A 20,835-nucleotide genomic window follows, 5' to 3' on the forward strand; every position below is an offset into this window, starting at 1 on the left:
CTATGGCAAAGCACAGAAAAGCCAAAGTAAAATTAGAACACCACCTCTTAGAGGGCTTGGAGGAGTATTTAGAAAGGCTATCTAGCATGGACTGTGTAAAGTCCATAATACCTGGGAGGATAAGCAGGCAAAACGGAGGAAGAGGCTCAAAGGGGCTTTTTCTAAAATACAGAACCAATTCAGGCTACAAGCTCCTTTATAAGATGGGCACTTCCGTGCAAGAAGTTTTTGTGGTTTGCGAAGACCCACAAGCCTTTGAGAAAGCCTTTAAGGAGAGTATGACACTATGAGGACTTTGACCCTGCTTCTGTTTTTCATAAACCTTTTGGTGGCTCAGGAGGTAAGGGTCTCCGCTATAGTGCAGGGTAAAGTAGAGAAGGTTTTTGTGAGGGAAGGTCAGAGGGTAGAGAAGGGAGAAGTGCTCGTGCGGATAGACCCCGTTCTTTACACAACTCAGAAAGATACCCTACAGGCTCAGGTCAACTTTCAGAGGATAAATCTTGAGAAGGTGGAGAGGGATTTCAAAAGGTATGAGGAGCTTTTTAACAGAGGGCTTCTTTCAAGGAGCGAATACGAAGACTGGAAAAGCAAATATGAAAAGGAGCTTGCACAATACGAAGCCCTCAAGGCTCAGCTTCAGAGAACAGAAAAACTAATAGAATATTGCAGTATAGCGTCTCCTGTGAGGGGTGTAGTAAAAAGACTTTTTGTGAGAGAAGGTGTTTTCATAAACGGTAGTCTCACCCCCGAGGTGCTTCTTATAATTGAAGAGAAGTAGCTATTTGACCACTTCCCACTCAGTTATGAGATGGCTACCTCTTCTAAAGTGAGACCTTAGTCTTAGGTGTAGCAGGTTCTTTAGGCTCTTAAAGCCCTCACCACCCACAAGAGTAGGAACATTCTCTCCACCCACTATCACTGGCAGGTGTATGAGCCTTATCTCATCTACAAAGCCTCTTCTGATAAACTCCCAGTTAATAGAAGCACCGCCTTCCACCATAAGGCTTCTTATGCCCTTCTCATAGAGAATAGGCATAAGCCTCTCAAAGTCTACAAGGTCTTCACCTACCACAAGCACCTCTGCACCCGTTGACCTTATCTTTTGCACTCTCTCTTCTGGAGCTCTGCTTGTGGTAACTATTATGGTTGGTGCATCCTTTGAGAAAATGTTGGCATCCAGTGGCATGTTGGCAGTGGAGCAAGGTATTATCCTTGTGGGGTTTTTGCCCTCTACATACCTGACTGTCAAGCTGGGATTGTCCGTCCTGACAGTCTCACACCCTACCATTATGCCATCCACCTTTGCCCTTATTTCATGAAGATATCTATAGGCTTCTTGGTCCATAAGGGTCATTAGCTCCTTACTGGAAGCACCTCTATACAGGGTTAGCTTTCCGTCAACGCTAACTTCAGAGACAATTATCACATAGGGTCTCATTCGTATTCCCTCCCATAGTGCTTATACAGGTATAAAATTCTTAAAAGTAGGGAAGCCATGGTAAGCACTGCTATGAGCTTTATCCCAAACTCAAGACCGAGGGGCGCATGAAATCTTTCCAAAATCGTAAAGATAATAAGCGTAATGTGAGTTTCTGGTCTTCCAAAAAAGCCTACACCTTCAAGGGGGTCTCTTATCTTGCCCTTGACCTTTTCCTCATAGCCTATTTCTGCGTATACCACTGGCTTTATAAAGGAGTGGAGCATGGATGCGGTCACCACAGTAATTGCAGTAAGGGGTCCTGCGTAAAAGTATCCCACGGTTCCCAATACAAAGCCGTCCACCCATTTGTCCGCAAGCCAGTCAAAAACCGCTCCAAACTTTGACGCCTTGTCTGATAGCCTTGCCACCATACCATCCGCAAGGTCAAAGAGACCAGAAAGCAAAAGAAGGCTCGCAGCGGTGAGAAACTTCCCGTGATAAAAGGCATATGCAGAAGCCATACCAAGGGCAACAGACATAAGGGTTATAAAATTAGGGGGAAGGTGGAGCCTATAGAGGGCAACACCCACCGGCTGATAGACCTTTTTTAGGCTTTCCCTTTTCTTTGTGAGGTTCATTTAAGCTCCTTTCCTGTAATCCAAGGCATCATGCGTCTTAACTCTTCACCCACCCTTTCTATAAGATGATGCCTGTCCCTTTCAAGCAAGGCATTAAAGACTGGTCTTCCTGCTTGATTCTCCAGAATCCACTCCCTGGCAAACTCACCCTTCTGTATTTCCTCAAGTATGCCCTTCATGAGAGGCTTGACCGCATTGTATATCCTGTCTCCTCTTGTCACATCTCCATATTTGGCGGTGTCAGAGATAGAGTATCTCATACCTGCTATTCCATATTGGTATATGAGGTCCACGATGAGCTTTAGCTCATGGAGGCATTCAAAGTAAGCTACCTCTGGCTGATATCCAGCCTCTACAAGGGTCTCAAAGCCTGCCTTTATAAGTGCAGTAACTCCACCACATAAAACTGACTGCTCTCCAAAGAGGTCTGTTTCTGTTTCTTCTTTGAAGGTGGTCTCTATTACACCTGCCCTTGTGGCACCAAGACCCTTTGCGTATGCAAGGGCTTTTTCTTTGCAAGTGCCGGAGGCATCCTGATAGACCGCAATTAGGGCTGGAACTCCCTTGCCCTCTTCATACATCCACCTTACAAGGTGTCCTGGACCCTTTGGTGCTACCATAAACACGTCCACATCCCTCGGTGGGACTATCTGTCTGAAATGTATGTTGAACCCATGAGCAAAGGCAAGGCTCTTTGAGCTGTCAAGAAAAGGCTCAACACTTTCTCTGTATAGCTGTGGCTGGACTGTGTCTGGGGTTAGGAACATTATTATGTCCGCCTCTTGGGTTGCTCTCTCTGGTGGCAAAACAGGAAAGCCATCCGCTATAGCCTTTGCCTTAGACCTACTGCCCTCATAGAGACCTATAACAACCCTTATACCGCTATCTCTGAGATTGAGTGCATGGGCATGCCCTTGGCTTCCATAACCAAGTATGGCAACAGTTTTTCCAATTAGAGGTTCAAGGCTTGCGTCTTGGTCATAATAAACCTTTGCCATTCTTGTCCTCCATCGCTTTTAAGAGCATTATACACTACTTTTCAAACTTGAAAAACACAGAAAGGTAGTCCTTTCCTATCTTGTATCTGTTTATTAGGAGCTTCTCTCTAAATTGCTTGGGTATCTTTTCGTAAGTTTCAGTAAGAACTACCGCAGGCATTACATCCAAACCCAAATACTCACCATTCCAGCTAAAGGCTTCTAACTTCTGTAAATCCTCAATACCATTCCTTGAAAGCACCTTGAAAAAGACCCATTGCCTTGAAGTCTCCCTATCCTTTTTAACTTTACGGTCAACTTCAGAAAGTCTTATCTCCTGAGTCTTATTGAAAAAGAGCACCTTCTTTCCCTTGAGAATCCTTAGGATACCGTCTCTTATGTCAAACTCAAAACCCGAGTATGCCCTACTTAGCTCTTCTGCACTTAGCTTTATTTCAAGCTCGGCGTCTATTAGGTTGCCAAAGTTCAGTAGGTCTTCAATGAATATGCCCATGGATATAAAATATATCTAAGGGGGGAAAAATGGATAAGTGCAAACTCTATAGAAAAATAACGAGAGGGCTACCTCTCAATGACGATGAGGTCAAGTTACTCGGGGAGATAATAAGGGAGGAGTTAAAGTTTCTTATAAGAAATAACATACTGCCCACGCCAAGAAACTATGAAAGGTGGTTTTTGGTCTTCTGCCATCTGATTGAAAAGGGTAAACTTCCTCCAGATGCGGAGCTCGTGGAGATATATCATACCATATACAACGGTGAAAAGATAAGCGATGTGAAGTTTGATGTGGAATTGACCCTTGAGGTGCTGAGCAAGCTAATTGAGGAATTCCATAGGCTTATAAGGGAACACAAAGAGTATGCGGATAAGAAGGAAGAGGAGCTTTCCAACATTGAAAAGAAGGCCATCGAGGGCGAGCTTACACCACTGATACTGGAACTCCTCATACACATAAGGGACATAAAGGCTCAGAATGAAAGGTTCCTTAAGAGGATAGAAGAACAACAACATATGATAGAGGAACTTAAGGAAAGACTACAACAAGCAGAAACAGAAGCTAATATAGACTATCTTACAAATACCTTTAATAGAAGGTCCTTTGAAAGGGCACTTAGGGAAGCTTTTGAGGAGTATAAAAAAAGACAAGCCATATTTTCCCTTGTCCTTATTGACCTTGATGGATTCAAAAGGGTAAACGACCTCTACGGGCATTCCGCTGGGGATTTGGTGCTTAGACGCGTAGCCCAACTACTGAGGCAGAGCCTCAGAGCTAAGGATATATTGGCAAGGTGGGGTGGTGATGAGTTTGCTGTGCTTATGTCTGGGACGAGGAAAGAGCAGGCGATAGCGGTAGCGGAAAGGCTCAAAAAAGCTGTAGAGGACTTAGAAATAGTTGTTGAGGGTGAAAAGGTTAGTTTATCCTTTAGCTATGGAGTGGTTGAGTCAGAGGACAGGTTTTCCAGCTTGGAAGAAATGATAAAAGAGGTGGACTACCTTATGTATCAGCGAAAGAAAAGCAAAAACTCATAAGTTTTTCTTTATCTCTCTCTTGTAAGCCCAGTAGAAGATTATAGCTCTGAGGGTAGTTTCAATACTCATGAACACCCAAAGGATTATTGGGCTGGGTAGCAATTTCAGAAATATAATAGAGGGGATTATTCTAAAGAACCAGAAGGAAGATAGGTTTATCACGAGGGGTATGTGGGTTTTACCCATGCCTTTTAGAGAGCCTGAGAATATGCTGGCGTAAGCCATCTGAGGTTGAGAGAGGGCTACTATAACAAGATAGTAAACCGCATAGCTTATCACCTCTTTGTCTCTTGTAAATATGAGGGAAAAATACTGAGGAAACAGGGCTATCAGAAGTCCTATAAGCCCCATTATAAGGGCGGTAGTGTGTGCACTTACTTTAACTCCATAGTCAAGCCCCTTAAAGTTCTTTGCACCGTAGTTCTGTCCTGCTAAGGTGGTGGAAGCTATCATCATACCAAACCCTATCATAAAAGAAACGCTTTCTACTCTTAGTCCTACTTGATGAGCTGCAAGAGCCTTGTCTCCAAACTGGGCAACAAGACCCACAAAGATGTTAAAGGAAAGGCTTGTAAAGCCTCTCTCTATGGCTGTAGGTGTGCCTATGCGGAGCATCTGAAGAAGTATGTCTTTTCTTAGGCTTAATTTGACAGGAAAGGGTTTTCTATGCTTTGCGTAAAGGTAAATATAGAACATAAGACCCACTACTTCTGATAAGGCTATACCCCAGCCTGCACCTGCAACTTCAAGTCTTGGAAAGCCAAACTTACCGTATATGAGAAGGTAAGCAGAGCTTATGTTTACCACGTTCATAAGAAGGGCAACCTTGAAGGGTGTTTTTGTGTCTCCGTATCCGTTATAGCCTGCATATATGGCGTTGGTGATAAAGCCAACGGTTATAAAGAGAAAAATAGGTTCTAAATATTCCCTCGCAAGGTCTACTACATTCTGAGATGCTCCAAAGGTAAGCATAAGATAGGAAACCAAGTCCTTACCCCAGAAGGTAAGAGGGAGTGCTATAAGGAAGGAAAGGATAATGCCCCAAAGGAGTGCAGGTGATGGGTCTTTGCCAGCTCCAACCCTTTGGGCTACAAGCACAGATGTCCCTGTATAGGCAAGGGACATAAGGGAGTATATGAACCAGAGCATGCTGGAGGAATACCCAACTGCAGCGACCGCAGAGGCGGATAGTCCGGAAACCAAAATTACAGAGAAGGCACTCTCTACTGTGTATAGCAAGTTTGACAAAATTATGGGGAATGCCAGCTTTAGAACTTTACGTGCGACCTTTAACTTACCTTCTGAAGGGTCTATGAGCACTCTGTTATGGGACATAGGTTCTCATTACCTGCATGGTTTTTTCGTAGCCAAGCTTATATAGCTCATCCGCTTTCAAAAGGCTAAGTGGCGAATAAGAGTATAGTTCAGGCTCTATTAAAACATTACATAGCTCCTTTCTTTTGTCTGCGTTAGACCTAACCGCCAAAAGGAAACTCCGCACAAGAACTTGAAAGATATTTCCCACCTTTTCCAGTGGCGTATTTGGGTTCACATCAACACCCACGAGCAACCCTTCCATCCCAAGAAGAGGTTCAACAGGTAAGTTGTTGGTTATGCCACCATCTACGAGAAGGTAATTCTTATACCTTATAGGTTCAAATATGCCAGGTAAAGCACAGCTACCTAACAAAACTGGAAACAGGCTCCCACTTTTAAAATACAAGGTTTTACCACTCTTGAGGTCTACCGCACCGATAAAGAGCCTTTTCTTTAACCCTTCTATACTGTCTGTAGAAAGCATATTTCTAAGATACTTTTCCGCATCCCTAAGGGATATTAGCCCAAGCCTCGGCACAGTGGGTCTAAGGTATCTGAGCCAGTCCCTTGACTTTACAACCCTTAGCATTTCTTCTGGAGTGTATCCATCGCAGTAAAAGGCACCCACCAAAGCTCCAGCACTTACACCGCTCACCGCAGATATCTCAAAGCCCAGCTCCTCAAGAGCCTTTATTACGCCTATATGTGCTATGCCACGAGATGCTCCACCAGAAAGTGCAAGGTTAACCTTCATGTATTAAAAGGATAGTGCAAAAACAGGCAATCCCGTCTTCTCTACAAAACCCTTCTCTTGTCTTTCCCTTTATTGAAATGTTCTCCGGTGCTATTTCCAGCATCCTTGAGAGGTTTTCCTTTATGGCATTCTTGTAAGGTGCTATCTTAGGTTTGTCCGCCACAATAACACAGTCAAGGTTTATAAGGCGATAACCTTTTTGCCTCATTCTATTTATAGCCTCTTGGAGAAAAACCTTAGAATCCGCCTTTTTCCACCTTGGGTCCTTATTGGAGAATATCTGCCCTATGTCGGGTTCACCCAATGCACCAAGTATGGCGTCAGTTATAGCGTGGAGCAAAACATCTGCGTCTGAATGTCCCTTTAGTCCAAGAGGGAAATCAATAACTACACCACCGAGCTTTAATGGTTTGCCTTCTTCAAAAGCATGTGAGTCAAAGCCAAGTCCTATTCTTATGTTCATCGGTTAAGGAACTGCATAAAGTAGAAGATAAGCCAACCCGTCACAGCCACGTATATCCAAACGAAAGCGGTTATAGGAGCAATTTTCTTGTGCCTCTCAAACAGCCCCTTAAAGGCATATCTAAGGGTTATAACCGCAAGAGGAAAGTTTACTATAGCGAGGGCGGTATGAGACCAGAGAATAAAAAGAAACAGCTCTTTGTACGGACCTTCGTACTTTCCAATGGGCACAAGCCCTTGAGCCTGAAGCATATTTCTGAGGATATAGAGGAAAACAAATATAAGGGCAAATACTGAAGCGGTTATCATAGCCTTTTTGTGAGCTTCTCTTTTGCCAGACTTTATGAGAAATATGCCAAGAACTATGGCAACTCCACTTACAGATATGGTAAGCATACTCAAAAGAGTTATAAAAGTGGTAAGCATGGTTTCTATTATACAACTACTTGGTGCTTTCTTCAGCTTATGTTAAAATCTTAGCATGTTTCATATAGAGCTAAACGGTAAGACCGCCCTTATAACTGGTTCTACTCGTGGAATAGGAAAAGCCATAGCCCAGTATCTTGCAAAGGCAGGTGCAAGGGTAATAATAACAGGGAGAGACCAAGGCAGAGCGGAAGAGGTAGCTAAGGAGATAGCACAAACTTACAGAGTAGAAACTCTTGGTGTTGCCATGGATATGTCCGAAAAGGACTCCATAACCTCTGCCTACGAAAGGATAGAGTCCCTTTTTGGTGGAGTAGACATACTCGTAAACAACGCAGGCATAACAAAGGATAAGCTCTTTTTGAGAATGTCCCTTGAGGACTGGGAAGAAGTCCTTAGAGTAAACCTTACGGGAACTTTTCTTATAACCTCCCTTGCGATAAAGGGTATGCTTAAGAAAAGATGGGGTAGGATAGTAAACATATCCTCTGTGGTAGGCTTTACCGGCAACATAGGGCAGGTAAACTACTCCTCTACAAAATCTGCACTTATTGGGTTTACCAAAAGCCTTGCCAAGGAGCTGGCAAGCAGGAACATAACTGTCAATGCGGTAGCACCAGGCTTTATAGAAACGGACATGACTTCAGTGTTAAACGATGAGCTAAAGCAAGCCTATCTAAAGAGCATACCACTTGGCAGGTTTGGAAAGCCAGAGGATGTGGCGGGTGCGGTGGTGTTTCTGTGTTCAGACTATGCCAGCTATATTACCGGTGAAGTTCTGCACGTAAATGGTGGTATGTATTAACCTTTTTTTATGCCTTTATGCTATATAGCCTTTGGGAGCAACGTAGAGGACAGGGTCAATCACATAATAAAAGCCTTGGAGCTTCTAAAGGGCTATGGCTCAATAAAAAAGGTCTCCACACTATACCTTAGCCAGCCATGGGGCAAGACAGACCAGCCAGTTTTTATAAATGGCGTCCTTGAGTTTGAAACAGAGCTTAACCCTATAAGGCTTCTTGAGGTTTTGAAAAACATAGAAAGACAGGCTGGTAGGAAACCAAGAGAAAGGTGGGGACCAAGAGAGATAGACCTTGATATATTACTCTATGAAAACCATATTTTGATGCTTAGCTTTCTCCGTATCCCGCACCTCTACCTTACAGAAAGAGACTTCTTCCTATTTCCACTTCTTGAGCTAAAACACGACCTTATACATCCCGTAAGCAAGGTCAAACTTCAAGAATACGCAAGTAGGCTTGAAAACAACCTTACTCCCTTTGCCTGCCTTTTACCATTTTAATTCACTCCTTTTGGCATAAGTCTGAGGTTTTGCTTGGAAAAAGTCCGTCTTTGTGTCATTTATAGTCCTAAACTGGTCTATCCATTTCATAGGGTTTTCTGTAACTTCGGGATAGAGTGGCTTGTAGCCAAGTTGAGTAAGCCTAAGGTTAGAGAGATACTTTATATACCTGTCTATAAGATAGTCATTAAGACCCAGTATCTGGTTCTGGGTGACATACTTACCCCACTCTATTTCCTTCTCTGTGGCAAACTTGAAAAACTCATAGACCCACTTTTCAATCTCTGGAGTGAAAAGCTCAGGCTGTTCTTCTTTGAGGGTTAATATGATATTCCTAAAGAGGGTCACATGGGTTAGCTCGTCTCTGTTTATATACTTTATCTGCTGAACGGTGTTTCTTACCTTTCCCTGTCTTCCAAGGGTATAGAAAAAGGCAAAGCCAGAGTAAAAGTATAGGCTCTCAAGCACATAGTTGCCAAAAACCGCCTTTATAAAGTTTTCCTCATTGGGTTTTTTTATAAACTCGTTATAAAGCTCTGCGACTACACTATTTCTCTCCATAAGAACCTTGTCCTGTCTCCAGTAGTTGTATATCTCGTCTGCAACCCTTGGGTCCACAACGCTTTCGAGGATAAACTGGTATGAATAGCTATGCAGTGCCTCCTGAAACTCTTGAGAGGTGAGAGCCATAACGAGCTCTGGTGCGGTAATATAGCGTGCAAACTCCTTTAACATGTTTACCTGATAGGAGTCAAGAGCTATCAGAAAGGACAATACCATTTCGTAGGCTCTCCTTTCATACTCAGAGAGCTCTTTTTCATACTGCTTCCTATCCTCGTGCATAGGAATCTCTTCTGGTATCCAGAAGTTGGTAAAGCCCATGGTCTTATAAAGGTCAAAAGCCCACTGATACTTGACGCTGTTTAGTTCCATTATGTTGGTAGGGTTTCCAAAGACCATTTTCCTTCTTGATGGTTCTCTGTCACCTTCAGGGTTGAAGATTATAGTCCTCTCCATTTTTTTACCTCCTTAGGTGGAACAGCTTTCGCACTCTTCTATATCGGTCATAGACTTGCTCCTTGTGTAATAAAGGGTTTTCAAACCCAGCTCCCATGCAAGCTCGTAAAGTTTAGAGAGCTTAGGACCATCTATGTTCTCTGGGTCAATGAAGAGGTTAAGAGATTGTGCTTGGTCTATCCACTTCTGCCTTACCGCACCAGCTCTTATGACCCACTCCTGGTCTATGTTGTAGGCACTTTTGTAGTGCCAGAAGTACTTATCTATCTCTGGTGGCACCTGAGGAAGTATTCCAGACATGTTCTCTTCCTTGTAATACTTGGCGAATATGGGGTCTACCGATGGTGTTGCTCCCACGATGAGGGAGGTAGAGCCTGTGGGCATCACCGCAATAAGGTAGGCGTTTCTCATACCGTAGCTTTTGACCTCCTGTGCAAGACCTACCCAATCAAAGCCATTCTTAGAAATCCTTGTATTTTCCTCCGCACTCCTGCCAAAGAACACTCCTTTACTCCATTCTGAGCCTTCAAAAAGCTCATACCTTCCTCTTTCCTTTGCCAACTGCATTGAACCCTTTATAGCATAATAAGCCAACCTTTCAAATAGGGTATCTGCAAACTCAAGGTGCTCCTCTGACTCCCATTGTATGCCATGCTTTACAAGACAGTAATGGTAGTTGCTTACCCCTATGCCTATTGACCTGTATCTTTTATTTGTCCATTCCGCCTCTTTTATGGCGTAGAAGTTCATACTTATCACATTATCTAACATCCTCACAAGCAGTGGCACAACCCTTTCCATGTCCTCCTTTGTGTAGACCTTGCCAAGATTAACAGACCCAAGATTACAAACTACCACATCTCCAGCCTTTTTCTTGTGAACTATAATTCCATCCTCTGTAAGCGTATCCTCTATGTGGATAGTTGTGGACATGTTTTGCACTATCTCATGGCACAGGTTAGAGCTGTATACCATACCACAATGCTTGTTGGGGTTTAGCCTATTTGCAGTATCTCTAAAGAATATGTATGGCTCACCAGTTTCAAAAATCACCGTCAAAAGCCTTTTCCAAAGTTCAAAGGCGTCCACTTCCTTCTTTGCATGTGCTGGCAGTTCCCTTTCTAATTTCTCGTAAAGCCTTTCAAATTCCTCTCCATAAAAGTCCTCAAGATTTTTCCCATCCTTTACATTTTTACAGTAATAGGGGTCAAGTAAGGTCCAATTTTGCCTGCTTTTAAGCCTTTTCATAAAAAGGTCTGGTATTGAAATGGCAGGATGTATATCGTGAGCCTTTTTCCTCTCATCCCCTACGTTGGTCTTCACCTCAAGGAAATCCAAAACATCCTTATGCCATATATCAAGGGTTATGGAGGCAGAGCCCTTCCTCATACCAAGCTGGTCTACATATATCATCACATCGTTTAGAATCTTCACCACAGGAAGCACTCCAGAGCTTGCACCTTTGAACTTTCTAATAGGAGCACCCGTTGCCCTTATTTTGCCCAGGTATATACCAAGACCGCCTGCAAACTTGGATATCTGCCCCGCCTTTTGCACATTGTCAAAGATATCATAAAGGTCATCGTCTACAGTTAACACAAAGCAAGAGCTAAGCTGTGTATGTGTCCTGCGTGCATTCATAAGAGTAGGAGTTGCCAGAGATATCTCATGCTTACTCATAAGGTCATAAAAGAGCTTTGCATACTTTAGCCTTTCCTCCTTCTTCTCCGGTATAGCCAAGGTCATAGCCACAAGCATATACATTTCCTGAGGAAGCTCCACTATGTTTCCCTCCTCGTCCCTTACCAAATACCTGTCTGCGAGCACCTTTATGCCCGTGTAGTTGAAAAGCAGGTCTCTATCAGGGTCTATATACCTTGCAAGTTGATTGAAGTCTTCTTCTGTGTATTCTCTTAGGAGATAATCTCCGTATATACCCCTATCCGCATAGGTCTTAACAAGCCTGTAAAAGCTATCTGGGTTATAGGGTTTGTATTTACCGTTTATCTTGTCCTTTACCTTATAACCTCTGAGATGCCCCACGTCTTTGTAAAGGTCGTAAAGAAGTAGCCTTGCCGCTACATATTGCCACTGCGGTGTTTGAGGTGAAACCTTTTCTGCTGCAGTCCTTATAAGGAGCTGTTGTATCTCCTTTGTGCTTATTCCATCTCTGAACTGTATCTGTGCATCCAGTTCAAGCTCCATAGGGTCTACATCTATCTCCTTGCAAGCAAAGTCAATAACTATGCGTATCTTGGATATGTCCAAGGATTCCTTCTTTCCGCTCCTTTTGAGGACGTACATGAGTTTACCTCCTTTCCTTGTATTCTTCGGATAGCAAAGGTCTTAGTTTACGACCAAGGATAACACATGGCAAGCTCAGAGGTCCTTGAAAAGTCATAACCTCCTTTTCCACGCTCTTAGTATGGGTTCTTCCATAAAAACGTTTCCAAGGTGCTTCATTCCAGCCTAAGGTAAGCTATAGCCTCAATATGGTAGGTATTGGGAAAATTATCCACCATCCTTACACCAAGCAGGTTATAACCACCTTTTACCAAAACCTTTAGGTCTCTTGCCAAGGTCGTAGGTTCACAGGAGACGTAAACCATCTCCTTAGGTTTATTCTTCAAAATAATCTTTGCCTCGCCTTCAGAAAGACCCGACCTTGGAGGGTCAAGAAAGAGCAAATCTATAGGCTCTCCCGCATGCTTTTTTAAGGCTTCAAGACCGCTTTCGTGCTGAAAGCTCACATTACCTACGGAGTTTATCTTTGCGTTGTATTCCGCATCTCTTATAGCAGATCTGTTAGTGTCGTAAGCAAGAAGGAAGTTAGACCTTTCAGACAAGAAAAAGCTAAAAAATCCTATACCGCAGTGTAATTCAAGCACATGGTTATATCTTTCTTTTGGCACTGCAGAGCTAACAAAGGCTTCCCAAAGAAAGTGGTTAACCTGAATAAAGGAATCCATACTTACCCTATACTTGTATGGACCTACCTTTACAAAGGTAAAATCCCTACCAAGGCTGTAGAGTCTATTCTCTATATACACACCTACACCTACCACTCTTTTAGGAAGGATGTTATCTGTGAGCTTTTTTAGTTTTTCCTTTGGAAAGGGCTTTTCTAAGAGGAGTTTTATCAGAAATTCTCCTTCATGAGGAGAGTAAAAAACGTGTATCTCCTTTAGACCATCCACTTTCTTCACGAGCTCTTTGAGAGAAGGGACAAGGTCATTTATGGCAGGATGAGCAACAAGGCATTCTTTTATCTCCACTATATTATGGCTTCTCCTTTCAAAGAATCCCAACTTCCCCTCAGAAACCTTAAACTGAACCCTTACCCTATAGCCAAACTCCTCAGAAAATAGAGAGGGTTCAAGCCTCTTTAGCTCCAGTTTGCCTATTCTGTTTAGAGTCTCAAGAAGTATGTCTTCTTTTGACCTTACCTGAGCTGGATATTCCATATGTTGAAGTTGACAACCTCCACAGACTCCAAAATAGGGACATGGCGGTTCTCTTCTTGTGGAAGACTGGAGTATTACCCTCTTTGCCTTTGCAAGAAGATAGTCCTTCTTTTCCTGAAGGGTTTGAATTTCCACTATCTCACCAGGAAGGGCATAGTCCACGAAAATGGTTTTTCCTTCCTTTTGTGCAAGACCATAACCGCCATAAACAAGCTTCTTTATGTAGAGGCTTTCCTGTAGGTTCATTAGAGTCTCATGAGGGCTTCAAAGTCTTCCTCAGACATAACATCTATATGCCAGCCTGTAATCCTGTTTGCCAATTTCACATTTACACCATGCCTACCTATAGCAAGAGAGAGCTTTTCTTTTGGCACTGCTACCTCAGCTTTCTTATTCCTTCTGTCAAGCCTTATCTTTGACACAGGGGCAGGAGAAATACTTCTTCTTATTAGCTCTTCATCGTCTGAGGTCCACTTTATCACATCTATTCTCTCACCAGAAAGCTCTTCGGAAATAGGAACTATCCTTGAACCTCGTATACCCACCACCACACCCACAGGGTCTATCTTGGAGTCCTCAGAATGTACAAGCACCTTTGCCCTCTCTCCTGGCTCTCTTACTATGGCTTTTATTACCACATCACCTCTTGCAACCTCTGGAACCTCATGCTCTATGAGCTTTTTTAGAAACTTAGGATGGGTTCTGGAAAGTATTATCTCGTATTTACCCTTTCTTCTACTTACGCTTAGAAGCAAAGCTTTAAGCCTACTTCCTTGCTTGTATTCTTCCTTTCTAATTTGCTCCCTCTTGGGTAATATTCCTAAAACCTTGCCAAGGTCTACTATTACATCTCCTTCTTCTGTTATTTTTCTCACTATACCAAATACTATCTCTCCTTCTCTTTCTAAATATTCAAGGTATCCCCTCTCTTCCTCTGCCTTTTCCAACTCCCTTAAGAATTCTTCCTTAGCTGCATAAGCTGCTATTCTGTTTACATCTTCTGTTGATATATCCAAGGGGAGTTTTACTATCTCACCGTTTTTCTTTCTCACTATGCACACTCTTATGTGGTCATCTTCAAGGTGCACCTCAAGGTCTTCCCTTACTCTTCTATCCTTTTTTATTGCGAGGGCTATGGCGTTTTTGAGAGACTTTTCCACAACCCACTCTGGAAGGTTCTTGTCCTTTGCCACCTGTTCTATGAGTTTCTTGAGGCTCTTTACCATCTTTCTATCTCCAAGTTAGCCCTTGCAATTAGGGAAAGAGGAATATAATATTCCTTACCCGTTTCCTTTTCTCTAAGTTGAAGAATGCCTTCTTTAATACCCTGTATGTATCCCTTCATATCCCTATTACCTTCTATAGGCTCTCTTAGGATAACCCTTATAAGCCTTCCTTGGAAAAACTCAAAGTGAGAGGGCTTGGTAAGCTCCCTAGTGAGCCCAGGCGAAGATACTTCAAGCACGTAAGACACAGGTATTATATCCTCCACGTCCAGCAAGGCACTTATTCTCTTGCTCACTTCCTCGCAATCCCCGAGGGTTATGCCGCCTTCTTTGTCCAGGATTACCCTTAACACCCATCCCCTTTCAGACTTGAACTCTACATCAAACAGTTTATAACCCATGTTTTTCACTATAGGCTCTATCATCTCCTTCACCTTTCCCGCTATGAGCTTTTCTTGTAAATGCATGATTCTACAATTATAGCACTGTATAATGTTCTTAGTATGGAAGTTGAAGCAGTTATATCAGAAGTAAGGAGGGTGCTCAAGGGGAAGGACGAAATAGTAAAATACTCTCTGGTATGCCTTCTCTCTGGTGGACACCTTTTGTTGGAAGATGTGCCGGGCGTTGGAAAAACCACCCTTACCCTTTCTATAGCAAAAGTCTTAGGCTTGTCCTTTGCAAGAATTCAATTTACAAGTGACCTACTACCCTCAGACATACTCGGCGTGAGCCTTTACGATCAGTCAAAGAAGTCCTTTGTTTTCAAAAAGGGACCAATATTTAACAACCTCATACTTGCGGATGAGATAAACAGAGCTACACCTAAAACACAGAGTGCATTGCTTGAGGCAATGGCGGAAGGAAAGGTTTCTGTTGATGGAATAACTTACGAGCTTCCTCAGCCCTTCTTCGTAATAGCTACCCAAAACCCCGTGGAACAGCATGGCACGTATCCCCTACCCGAGTCTCAGCTGGACAGATTCAGCATGAGGCTTAGCCTCGGATACCCAGACATGGAAACGGAAGCCCAGATACTTAGAGGAGAAAACCCTCTTGAAAGAGTTGAAAGGCTAAAAACGATGATAAAGACAAATGAACTTATATCTTTTATGGAAAACATAAGAAACTGTTATGTATCTCCAGAAGTGGCCTATCTTGCAGTAGAAATAGCCTATAATACTAGACATCATCCAAATATACTTCTCGGCGTTTCCACAAGGGGTCTGATACACCTAATAAACTGTGCCAAAGCACTGGCTTATACCAAAGATAGGGATTTTGTAGTTCCAGAGGACATCTTTGAGCTTGCACCTTTCTGTCTTTCTCATAGGATAGTGACAAGGGACGGACAGCAGGCAGACCAAATCATAAGGAGTATAGTTGAAAGCCTCAAAGCAAGGTTTAAACCTTAACAATTTTTTCATGAAAAACGATGTATAATATAAACATCAAGAAAAGGAGGTGGCGACATGAGGAAAATTGCACTTGCTATGGCATTAGCTTCAGGCTTTGTAATGGCTCAAGACAAGCAAAAGCCCATGGACCCCTGTGGAAGTCCAAAAGAGGTGTTCAGCAAGTATATGTTGGACAAGTGCTATAAGAACTATTTTGATGCCATAGTGGAGAGTAAGAGGCTGGCAGAAGATGCAAGCAAGAAGGTTAATGACCTTGAAGGAAGGGTTAAAAAGCTTGAAAACACTGCAGAAGACCACGAGAGACGTCTAAGGGCTCTTGAAGGCAGAGCATCACCAACACCCGCACCAGCACCTGCTCCTAGGAAAGAAGATGGTGTCGGTCCATATAAGTGGCAACTTGAAGAAGTAGGTGTTGTTTTCTTTGACTTTGACAGGTTCAACATAAGACCTTCTGAGGCAAGAAAACTTGATGATATGGTTGGAAAACTAACAGGAGATAACCGAGAAATACTAATAGTAGGCTTTGCGGATACAAGAGGAAGTAGCAGATACAACTTCAACCTCTCCATGTGGAGAGCACAGATGGTTGCCAGCTATTTAGCAAGGAAGGGTGTGGATATAGGAAGAATAAGGATAGCAGCTTACGGTAAGGAAGTTGCGGACCTTCTTGGTCCAAGCCATGCACAACAGAGAGCTGTAAGGATTTATCTCATAAAGTAATCTCTTATCCTTCTGGCACCCTCTTGCAGGGTGCCCCCATCTTTTGCAAAGGATATTCTTATAAATTTATCTGTATTGTTATTCCCGAAATCTACGCCAGGTGTAACAGCAACTTTAGCTTCCTTTAAAAGTTTCTGTGATAGACTATAGCCATCAAGACCATACCTTTCTACCCTTGCCCAAAGATAGAAGGCTCCCTCCGGATATGCGTCAATATCAAAAATATCCTTCAGCTTTTGGTATAGAAGGTCTCTTCTTCTTCTGTAGGTTTTCCTAACCTTTTCAAGGTATTCGTAGTCAAAGGCTCCAAGGGCAGAGTATTGACTTAGCGTGGGTGCGGATATGAAGAGGTTTTGTATAATGAGCTCTGCCCTTCTTACCATACCTTCATCTGGAAGTATAACCCAGCCAAGCCTAAAGCCTGGCATACAAAAGGCTTTTGAAAAGCCATTTATAACTATAGCCCTATCACTGAACTCAAGAGCGGTTCTTTCTTTTCTATCGTAAACAAGCCCGTGGTATATTTCATCGGATATAAAGTATTTACCTCTCTCCTCGCAGTATTCTATCAAGGACTTTAGGTTTTCATCGCTATAAAGAGTGCCTGTAGGGTTCGCAGGAGATGATATATGAACTGTGGTAAAGTCTCCGACTTCTCTAAGATGGTCTACAGTTATCTGATATCCTGTGCTTTTGTCTACCCTTATAAAGACTGGTTCTGTGTTAAGCAAATAGGCGAAGTTTTTATAGCACGGATAGGAAGGGTCAGAGAGCACAACCTTTTGCCCTGCGTCCATCAATATGGCATAGACTACGAGGAAAGCCCCCGATGTTCCAGTAGTTATAACAACCCGAGAGGGTGAGACATTTACTCCATAATACTGGTAATAGTGCTGTGCTATACGCTCTCTTAGCTCCCATATACCAAGACTGGGTGTGTAGTAGAACCTCTTTTCTTTGATAGCTCTCTCTAAGGCTTCCATAACTGAGGGTGGAGGCTCAAGGTCTGGTTCACCTATCTCCATGTGAACCACATCGCCCATGACTTGGGCTTCTTTAAGAATGTCCATAACTATAAACGGGCTCACTCTATCAAGTCTTCCCATCTCTCACATTATCAAGTATAAACTTTGCTATACCCATACCTCCAGCCTCTGCCAGTTTCCTGCTAATGTTTTCAAGGAATATATCGTAGTATAGCTTAGTATCAAAGGTTTTCCCTTCAAGCATAGGTCTAAAGGCTTCTTTCAGAACTTCTTTTAGAAGTATCGCCTCAAACTCAACTGCGACAGCCTTCTTGTCTCTTTTTATAGTATCTATGTAATTCATCCCTTGAGTAGAAAATAGTACCTTTTTGTCAAGCCCCATTGCTAAAATTATACTATGCTCTTACTTATTCTTTTCCTCTTTTTACCACTAAGCCTCTCCGCACAGGTTTTTATAACGTCCAACTACCCGTTGAGGAAGAGCAATATGGAAAAGGTCATTAACGAGCAAAATTACAGGGAAATGGTGGATATCATAAGAAATATAGAGGATGTGAAGGATGTCTACCTTATGGAAAGTGAAGAAGGAATATACATCTACGTGGAAAGATTTCCTATAATGAGGTCTATACGCGTAGAGGGAAATGTGGCACTTATCAGAGATGAGATACTATCTTATCTTGGCTTTTATGAGGGAATGCCGGTGAGAGGTCCAGAGTTCAATGAATTGGATGTAGAAGAAAGGGTCAAAAGGTTATACATGGATAGAGGCTTTCTTGACGCGTCTGTAAGGGTTACATTAATAAGGGATGAAGATGGCTACATAGACCTATATATGGGAATAGATGAAGGACCTGTCTACTTTACAGATGGAGGGGTATATAGAGGATCAAGCTATCCATATTCCATCTTGGATGAAGCTATAGGACTTGTAAGAGGTAGGGTAATAAAGGAGAGTTTTTTCAGAGAAAGCGTGTTTCAGCTTCAGGACTTCTACATTGAGGAGGGCTTCTGGGACAGCTTTGTGTATTACGAAGGGCTGGAAAAGTTAAGACTAAACAGACCCTTCTACCGTGTCCTTATGCCTATGGATGGGAGGATAAAAAGAAGCCCCTTTAGGCTTCTTGGTTCTCTCTCTGAGGGTATTTCAAACCTTTTCAGTCATCCCATTGCCACCTTCAGAGCCATAACGGGAAGGGGCTTTGTTGCGAGACCTGTATTTCAGATAATTGAAGGCAGGAGATACAAAATTAACCAGGAAGGAGCAAATTTCTTTACAGAAAAAGAGCTTACCGCTATAAGCGGTCTACAAAGCAAGGGCGTTGACCCCTTTTCCCTTGAGGAGGCAAGAGAAAACATAATAAGAGCGTATCATAAAAAGGGTTTCTTTGATGTGAAAGTTGAATACGAAAGGATAGGAGAGGTTATAAATTTCAAAATACATGAAGGATATAGATATAAAATCCTCGGAGAAGGCTTTGAGGAAGAGTTTTATGATGAGGATATGTTAGAAAGCCTCCTTAAGTCTAAACTGGAAAAGTTATACAAAGAAGGCTATACACTTGTGGATGGTAGATTAAAAAAGGAGGTCCTTAGGGACAAAAAAGAGGTAAAGGTAGAGTTTGATATAAATCCGGGAAAAAGACAGATACTAAAAGATGTAAAGTATGAAGGGGAAAACAAGGATATAAAGAAACTATTTAGCAAACATAAAGATAAACTGCCTGCTATATTTAATACAAACCTGATTGAGGACCTAAACATAGACTTACAAAACTACTTCCTCAAAAAGGGTTTAATGGATGGCAATTTTGACATAGATGTTAAGGTTCAAGAGGACGAAGAAAACATCCTTTACACATACATATACAGAGTGGAAGAGGGACAGGTCTACAAGCTTGGTGATACTATTTACTACGGCTATGAAAAGACGTCGTCCAGAGAGCTTTCTTATATGACAAAAAAGGCACAGAATTACTCACAGAATCTTGATGATGAAACATTACACAACATGTTGACAAGTGGTATATTTAACGGTGTATCCATAGATACCTTTGTTGACAAGGAAGAGAAAGTGGTCCACCGTCTAATTCAGTTATCAGAAGATAAAAGAGGCATTCTTGACCTCTCTATTGGATACAACACGGAAGAAAACATATCTCTCGAAGGTTTTATCGGTTTAAAGAATTTGTTTGGAGTAGGTCTTTCTTCTGGCTTAAAATATAGAAAAACTGGTAAAAGAGAGCTCTATGAACTTAGCCTTTCTGATAACTTCTTGTTTTCAAGCAAATACTGGTTCAAATCTAATCTGTTTAAAACCTACGAGGAGCATAAAAGCTATAGCCTTGATTCATATGGCTCTAACCTTCAATTAGGCTATAGGATAACGAGGAATACATCTGTAGGTCCTGTTTTTAGCTTGCTCAGAAACGAAGTTGATGGGCAAAAGTATAACATCAGAAAATATGGAGTTTTTCTGCTTAGAGAGTTCAAGGATGACATCTTCTCACCGAGCAGAATACATTACGATAGCGTGAACTTTAGCCTCGCAGAAGGCGATGCGCGTTATTCTAAGTTTGACCTGTCTACCTTTTATCTCATACCATTGCCAAAAGATTTCAAGCTTAGCTTCAAGGTAGCAGGAGGTGCAGTTTGGGGCGATGCACCTATATTTGACAGGTTTTTCTTAGGTGGTCTTAGAGACCTAAGGGGCTACTCCTACGAAGAAATAGGTCAGCCCAATGGTGGTAAATACTATACCTTTGGAAGGCTTGAGTTCATATTCTCTTTAAGAGAGTCCTTTGTGGGAGCTTTTTTTGGAGATGCTGGAAGTGTTGCTAATAAACCCAAGGACTTATTCAAGGATGTTAAAGCTAACGCAGGTGTAGCATTAGGCGTAAACACACCAATAGGGCCTATAAGAATTGATGTAGCCTTTCCCTTTGAGAATAATTGGCTAAGTAGATTTAAAGTGTATTTGTCTGTAGGCTACTATTATTGAGGTCTTCTCTTTTCAATTTTATGCTTGTATTGGTCTATCTTCTCCTTTCTGTATTGAGGGTTTGTAAAGTAGAGGGCACTTATAAGAAAGGAGGCAACCGCGAGTAAAAAAAGTGCTAAAAGGGCTACTGTTTTTTTCATGTTTTTAAAAGGGGC

24 protein-coding genes are annotated in these 20,835 nt (G+C 42.3%); 8 read left to right on the forward strand and 16 right to left on the reverse strand.

Features of this window, described 5'->3' with window-relative positions; genetic code table 11:
* Nucleotides 1–2 precede the first annotated feature (2 nt).
* Nucleotides 3–290 (forward strand): DUF2103 domain-containing protein, encoded by a 288-nt coding sequence (locus IAE16_RS00375; RefSeq protein ID WP_323700719.1) that lies wholly within the window; start codon nt 3–5, stop codon nt 288–290.
* The gene (locus IAE16_RS00380; RefSeq protein WP_323700720.1) at nt 287–778 is read left to right on the forward strand and encodes an efflux RND transporter periplasmic adaptor subunit; all 492 of its coding nucleotides are present in this window, start codon (nt 287–289) and stop codon (nt 776–778) included. The genes IAE16_RS00375 and IAE16_RS00380 overlap by 4 nt, the downstream gene beginning before the upstream one ends.
* Here IAE16_RS00380 and IAE16_RS00385 read toward each other — a convergent pair whose 3' ends face one another.
* Genes IAE16_RS00385 through IAE16_RS00400 form a run of 4 tightly spaced genes read right to left on the reverse strand, consistent with a single transcriptional unit; the run spans nt 779 to nt 3,549 of the window.
* Nucleotides 779–1,438 carry a 2,5-diamino-6-(ribosylamino)-4(3H)-pyrimidinone 5'-phosphate reductase gene (locus IAE16_RS00385; RefSeq protein WP_323700721.1) on the reverse strand — a complete coding sequence of 220 codons (660 nt, stop codon included), beginning with the start codon at nt 1,436–1,438 and terminating at the stop codon, nt 779–781.
* Nucleotides 1,435–2,058 carry a CDP-alcohol phosphatidyltransferase family protein gene (locus tag IAE16_RS00390; RefSeq protein WP_323700722.1) on the reverse strand — a complete coding sequence of 208 codons (624 nt, stop codon included), beginning with the start codon at nt 2,056–2,058 and terminating at the stop codon, nt 1,435–1,437. Before IAE16_RS00390 ends, IAE16_RS00385 begins: the two co-directional genes overlap by 4 nt.
* Nucleotides 2,055–3,056 (reverse strand): ketol-acid reductoisomerase, encoded by a 1,002-nt coding sequence (ilvC, locus tag IAE16_RS00395; RefSeq protein ID WP_323700723.1) that lies wholly within the window; start codon nt 3,054–3,056, stop codon nt 2,055–2,057. Before ilvC ends, IAE16_RS00390 begins: the two co-directional genes overlap by 4 nt.
* Nucleotides 3,057–3,090: 34 nt before the next feature.
* Nucleotides 3,091–3,549 carry a hypothetical protein gene (locus IAE16_RS00400; protein ID WP_323700724.1) on the reverse strand — a complete coding sequence of 153 codons (459 nt, stop codon included), beginning with the start codon at nt 3,547–3,549 and terminating at the stop codon, nt 3,091–3,093.
* 29 nt (nt 3,550–3,578) lie between these two features.
* Between IAE16_RS00400 and IAE16_RS00405 the strand changes: the two genes are divergently transcribed.
* Nucleotides 3,579–4,586 (forward strand): GGDEF domain-containing protein, encoded by a 1,008-nt coding sequence (locus IAE16_RS00405; RefSeq protein ID WP_323700725.1) that lies wholly within the window; start codon nt 3,579–3,581, stop codon nt 4,584–4,586.
* On the opposite strand, the gene IAE16_RS00410 is transcribed toward IAE16_RS00405, so the two are convergent.
* The 4 genes from IAE16_RS00410 to IAE16_RS00425 are packed head-to-tail and all read right to left on the reverse strand — an operon-like array spanning nt 4,581 to nt 7,545.
* Nucleotides 4,581–5,921: an MATE family efflux transporter gene (locus IAE16_RS00410; protein WP_323700726.1), complete on the reverse strand. Its 1,341-nt coding sequence runs from the start codon at nt 5,919–5,921 to the stop codon at nt 4,581–4,583. The two genes, IAE16_RS00405 and IAE16_RS00410, sit on opposite strands and share 6 nt — an antisense overlap.
* Nucleotides 5,911–6,657 carry a patatin-like phospholipase family protein gene (locus IAE16_RS00415; protein WP_323700728.1) on the reverse strand — a complete coding sequence of 249 codons (747 nt, stop codon included), beginning with the start codon at nt 6,655–6,657 and terminating at the stop codon, nt 5,911–5,913. The genes IAE16_RS00410 and IAE16_RS00415 overlap by 11 nt, the downstream gene beginning before the upstream one ends.
* Nucleotides 6,647–7,120, reverse strand: coding sequence for a 2-C-methyl-D-erythritol 2,4-cyclodiphosphate synthase (gene ispF / locus IAE16_RS00420; RefSeq protein WP_323700729.1), 474 nt, complete (start codon nt 7,118–7,120; stop codon nt 6,647–6,649). The genes IAE16_RS00415 and ispF overlap by 11 nt, the downstream gene beginning before the upstream one ends.
* On the reverse strand, nt 7,117–7,545 hold the full coding sequence (locus IAE16_RS00425; RefSeq protein ID WP_323700730.1) for a DUF420 domain-containing protein: 429 nt from the start codon (nt 7,543–7,545) through the stop codon (nt 7,117–7,119). Before IAE16_RS00425 ends, ispF begins: the two co-directional genes overlap by 4 nt.
* A 55-nt stretch (nt 7,546–7,600) precedes the next feature.
* Between IAE16_RS00425 and fabG the strand changes: the two genes are divergently transcribed.
* Both fabG and folK read left to right on the forward strand, forming a co-directional pair.
* A complete protein-coding gene (gene fabG / locus IAE16_RS00430) occupies nt 7,601–8,350 on the forward strand; it encodes a 3-oxoacyl-[acyl-carrier-protein] reductase (RefSeq protein WP_323700731.1) in 750 nt (249 codons plus the stop codon).
* A gap of 9 nt (nt 8,351–8,359) precedes the next feature.
* Entirely contained in the window at nt 8,360–8,848 is a 489-nt protein-coding gene (gene folK, locus IAE16_RS00435; RefSeq protein ID WP_323700732.1) for a 2-amino-4-hydroxy-6-hydroxymethyldihydropteridine diphosphokinase, read from the forward strand.
* On the opposite strand, the gene IAE16_RS00440 is transcribed toward folK, so the two are convergent.
* The 5 genes from IAE16_RS00440 to rimP all read right to left on the reverse strand — a co-directional run bounded on the left by IAE16_RS00440 (nt 8,837) and on the right by rimP (nt 15,022).
* Nucleotides 8,837–9,865 carry a ribonucleotide-diphosphate reductase subunit beta gene (locus tag IAE16_RS00440; RefSeq protein ID WP_323700733.1) on the reverse strand — a complete coding sequence of 343 codons (1,029 nt, stop codon included), beginning with the start codon at nt 9,863–9,865 and terminating at the stop codon, nt 8,837–8,839. The two genes, folK and IAE16_RS00440, sit on opposite strands and share 12 nt — an antisense overlap.
* A gap of 12 nt (nt 9,866–9,877) precedes the next feature.
* Complete coding sequence (locus tag IAE16_RS00445) at nt 9,878–12,169, reverse strand: ribonucleoside-diphosphate reductase subunit alpha (protein ID WP_323700734.1); 2,292 nt, start codon at nt 12,167–12,169, stop codon at nt 9,878–9,880.
* 155 nt (nt 12,170–12,324) lie between these two features.
* Nucleotides 12,325–13,575, reverse strand: coding sequence for a class I SAM-dependent RNA methyltransferase (locus IAE16_RS00450; protein ID WP_323700735.1), 1,251 nt, complete (start codon nt 13,573–13,575; stop codon nt 12,325–12,327).
* The gene (gene nusA, locus IAE16_RS00455) at nt 13,575–14,555 is read right to left on the reverse strand and encodes a transcription termination factor NusA (RefSeq protein WP_323700736.1); all 981 of its coding nucleotides are present in this window, start codon (nt 14,553–14,555) and stop codon (nt 13,575–13,577) included. The genes IAE16_RS00450 and nusA overlap by 1 nt, the downstream gene beginning before the upstream one ends.
* Nucleotides 14,549–15,022: a ribosome maturation factor RimP gene (gene rimP / locus IAE16_RS00460; RefSeq protein ID WP_323700737.1), complete on the reverse strand. Its 474-nt coding sequence runs from the start codon at nt 15,020–15,022 to the stop codon at nt 14,549–14,551. The genes nusA and rimP overlap by 7 nt, the downstream gene beginning before the upstream one ends.
* Nucleotides 15,023–15,058: 36 nt before the next feature.
* Here rimP and IAE16_RS00465 point away from each other — a divergent pair, with 36 nt between their 5' ends.
* Both IAE16_RS00465 and IAE16_RS00470 read left to right on the forward strand, forming a co-directional pair.
* A complete protein-coding gene (locus IAE16_RS00465) occupies nt 15,059–15,970 on the forward strand; it encodes an AAA family ATPase (protein ID WP_323700738.1) in 912 nt (303 codons plus the stop codon).
* Between the two features lie 57 nt (nt 15,971–16,027).
* Entirely contained in the window at nt 16,028–16,693 is a 666-nt protein-coding gene (locus IAE16_RS00470) for an OmpA family protein (RefSeq protein ID WP_323700739.1), read from the forward strand.
* Here the strand turns inward: IAE16_RS00470 and IAE16_RS00475 are convergent.
* Nucleotides 16,678–17,763, reverse strand: a complete 1,086-nt coding sequence (locus IAE16_RS00475; RefSeq protein WP_323700740.1) for an aminotransferase class I/II-fold pyridoxal phosphate-dependent enzyme — start codon at nt 17,761–17,763, stop codon at nt 16,678–16,680. The two genes, IAE16_RS00470 and IAE16_RS00475, sit on opposite strands and share 16 nt — an antisense overlap.
* 22 nt (nt 17,764–17,785) lie before the next feature.
* Nucleotides 17,786–18,022 (reverse strand): hypothetical protein, encoded by a 237-nt coding sequence (locus IAE16_RS00480; RefSeq protein ID WP_323700741.1) that lies wholly within the window; start codon nt 18,020–18,022, stop codon nt 17,786–17,788.
* A 144-nt stretch (nt 18,023–18,166) separates the two neighbouring features.
* Here IAE16_RS00480 and IAE16_RS00485 point away from each other — a divergent pair, with 144 nt between their 5' ends.
* On the forward strand, nt 18,167–20,680 hold the full coding sequence (locus tag IAE16_RS00485) for a BamA/TamA family outer membrane protein (protein ID WP_323700742.1): 2,514 nt from the start codon (nt 18,167–18,169) through the stop codon (nt 20,678–20,680).
* Here the strand turns inward: IAE16_RS00485 and IAE16_RS00490 are convergent.
* Complete coding sequence (locus IAE16_RS00490; RefSeq protein WP_323700743.1) at nt 20,674–20,820, reverse strand: hypothetical protein; 147 nt, start codon at nt 20,818–20,820, stop codon at nt 20,674–20,676. The two genes, IAE16_RS00485 and IAE16_RS00490, sit on opposite strands and share 7 nt — an antisense overlap.
* Nucleotides 20,821–20,835: the final 15 nt, after the last annotated feature.

It is taken from the genome of Hydrogenobacter sp. T-2 (assembly GCF_033971325.1).
GTDB lineage: Bacteria > Aquificota > Aquificia > Aquificales > Aquificaceae > Pampinifervens > Pampinifervens diazotrophicum.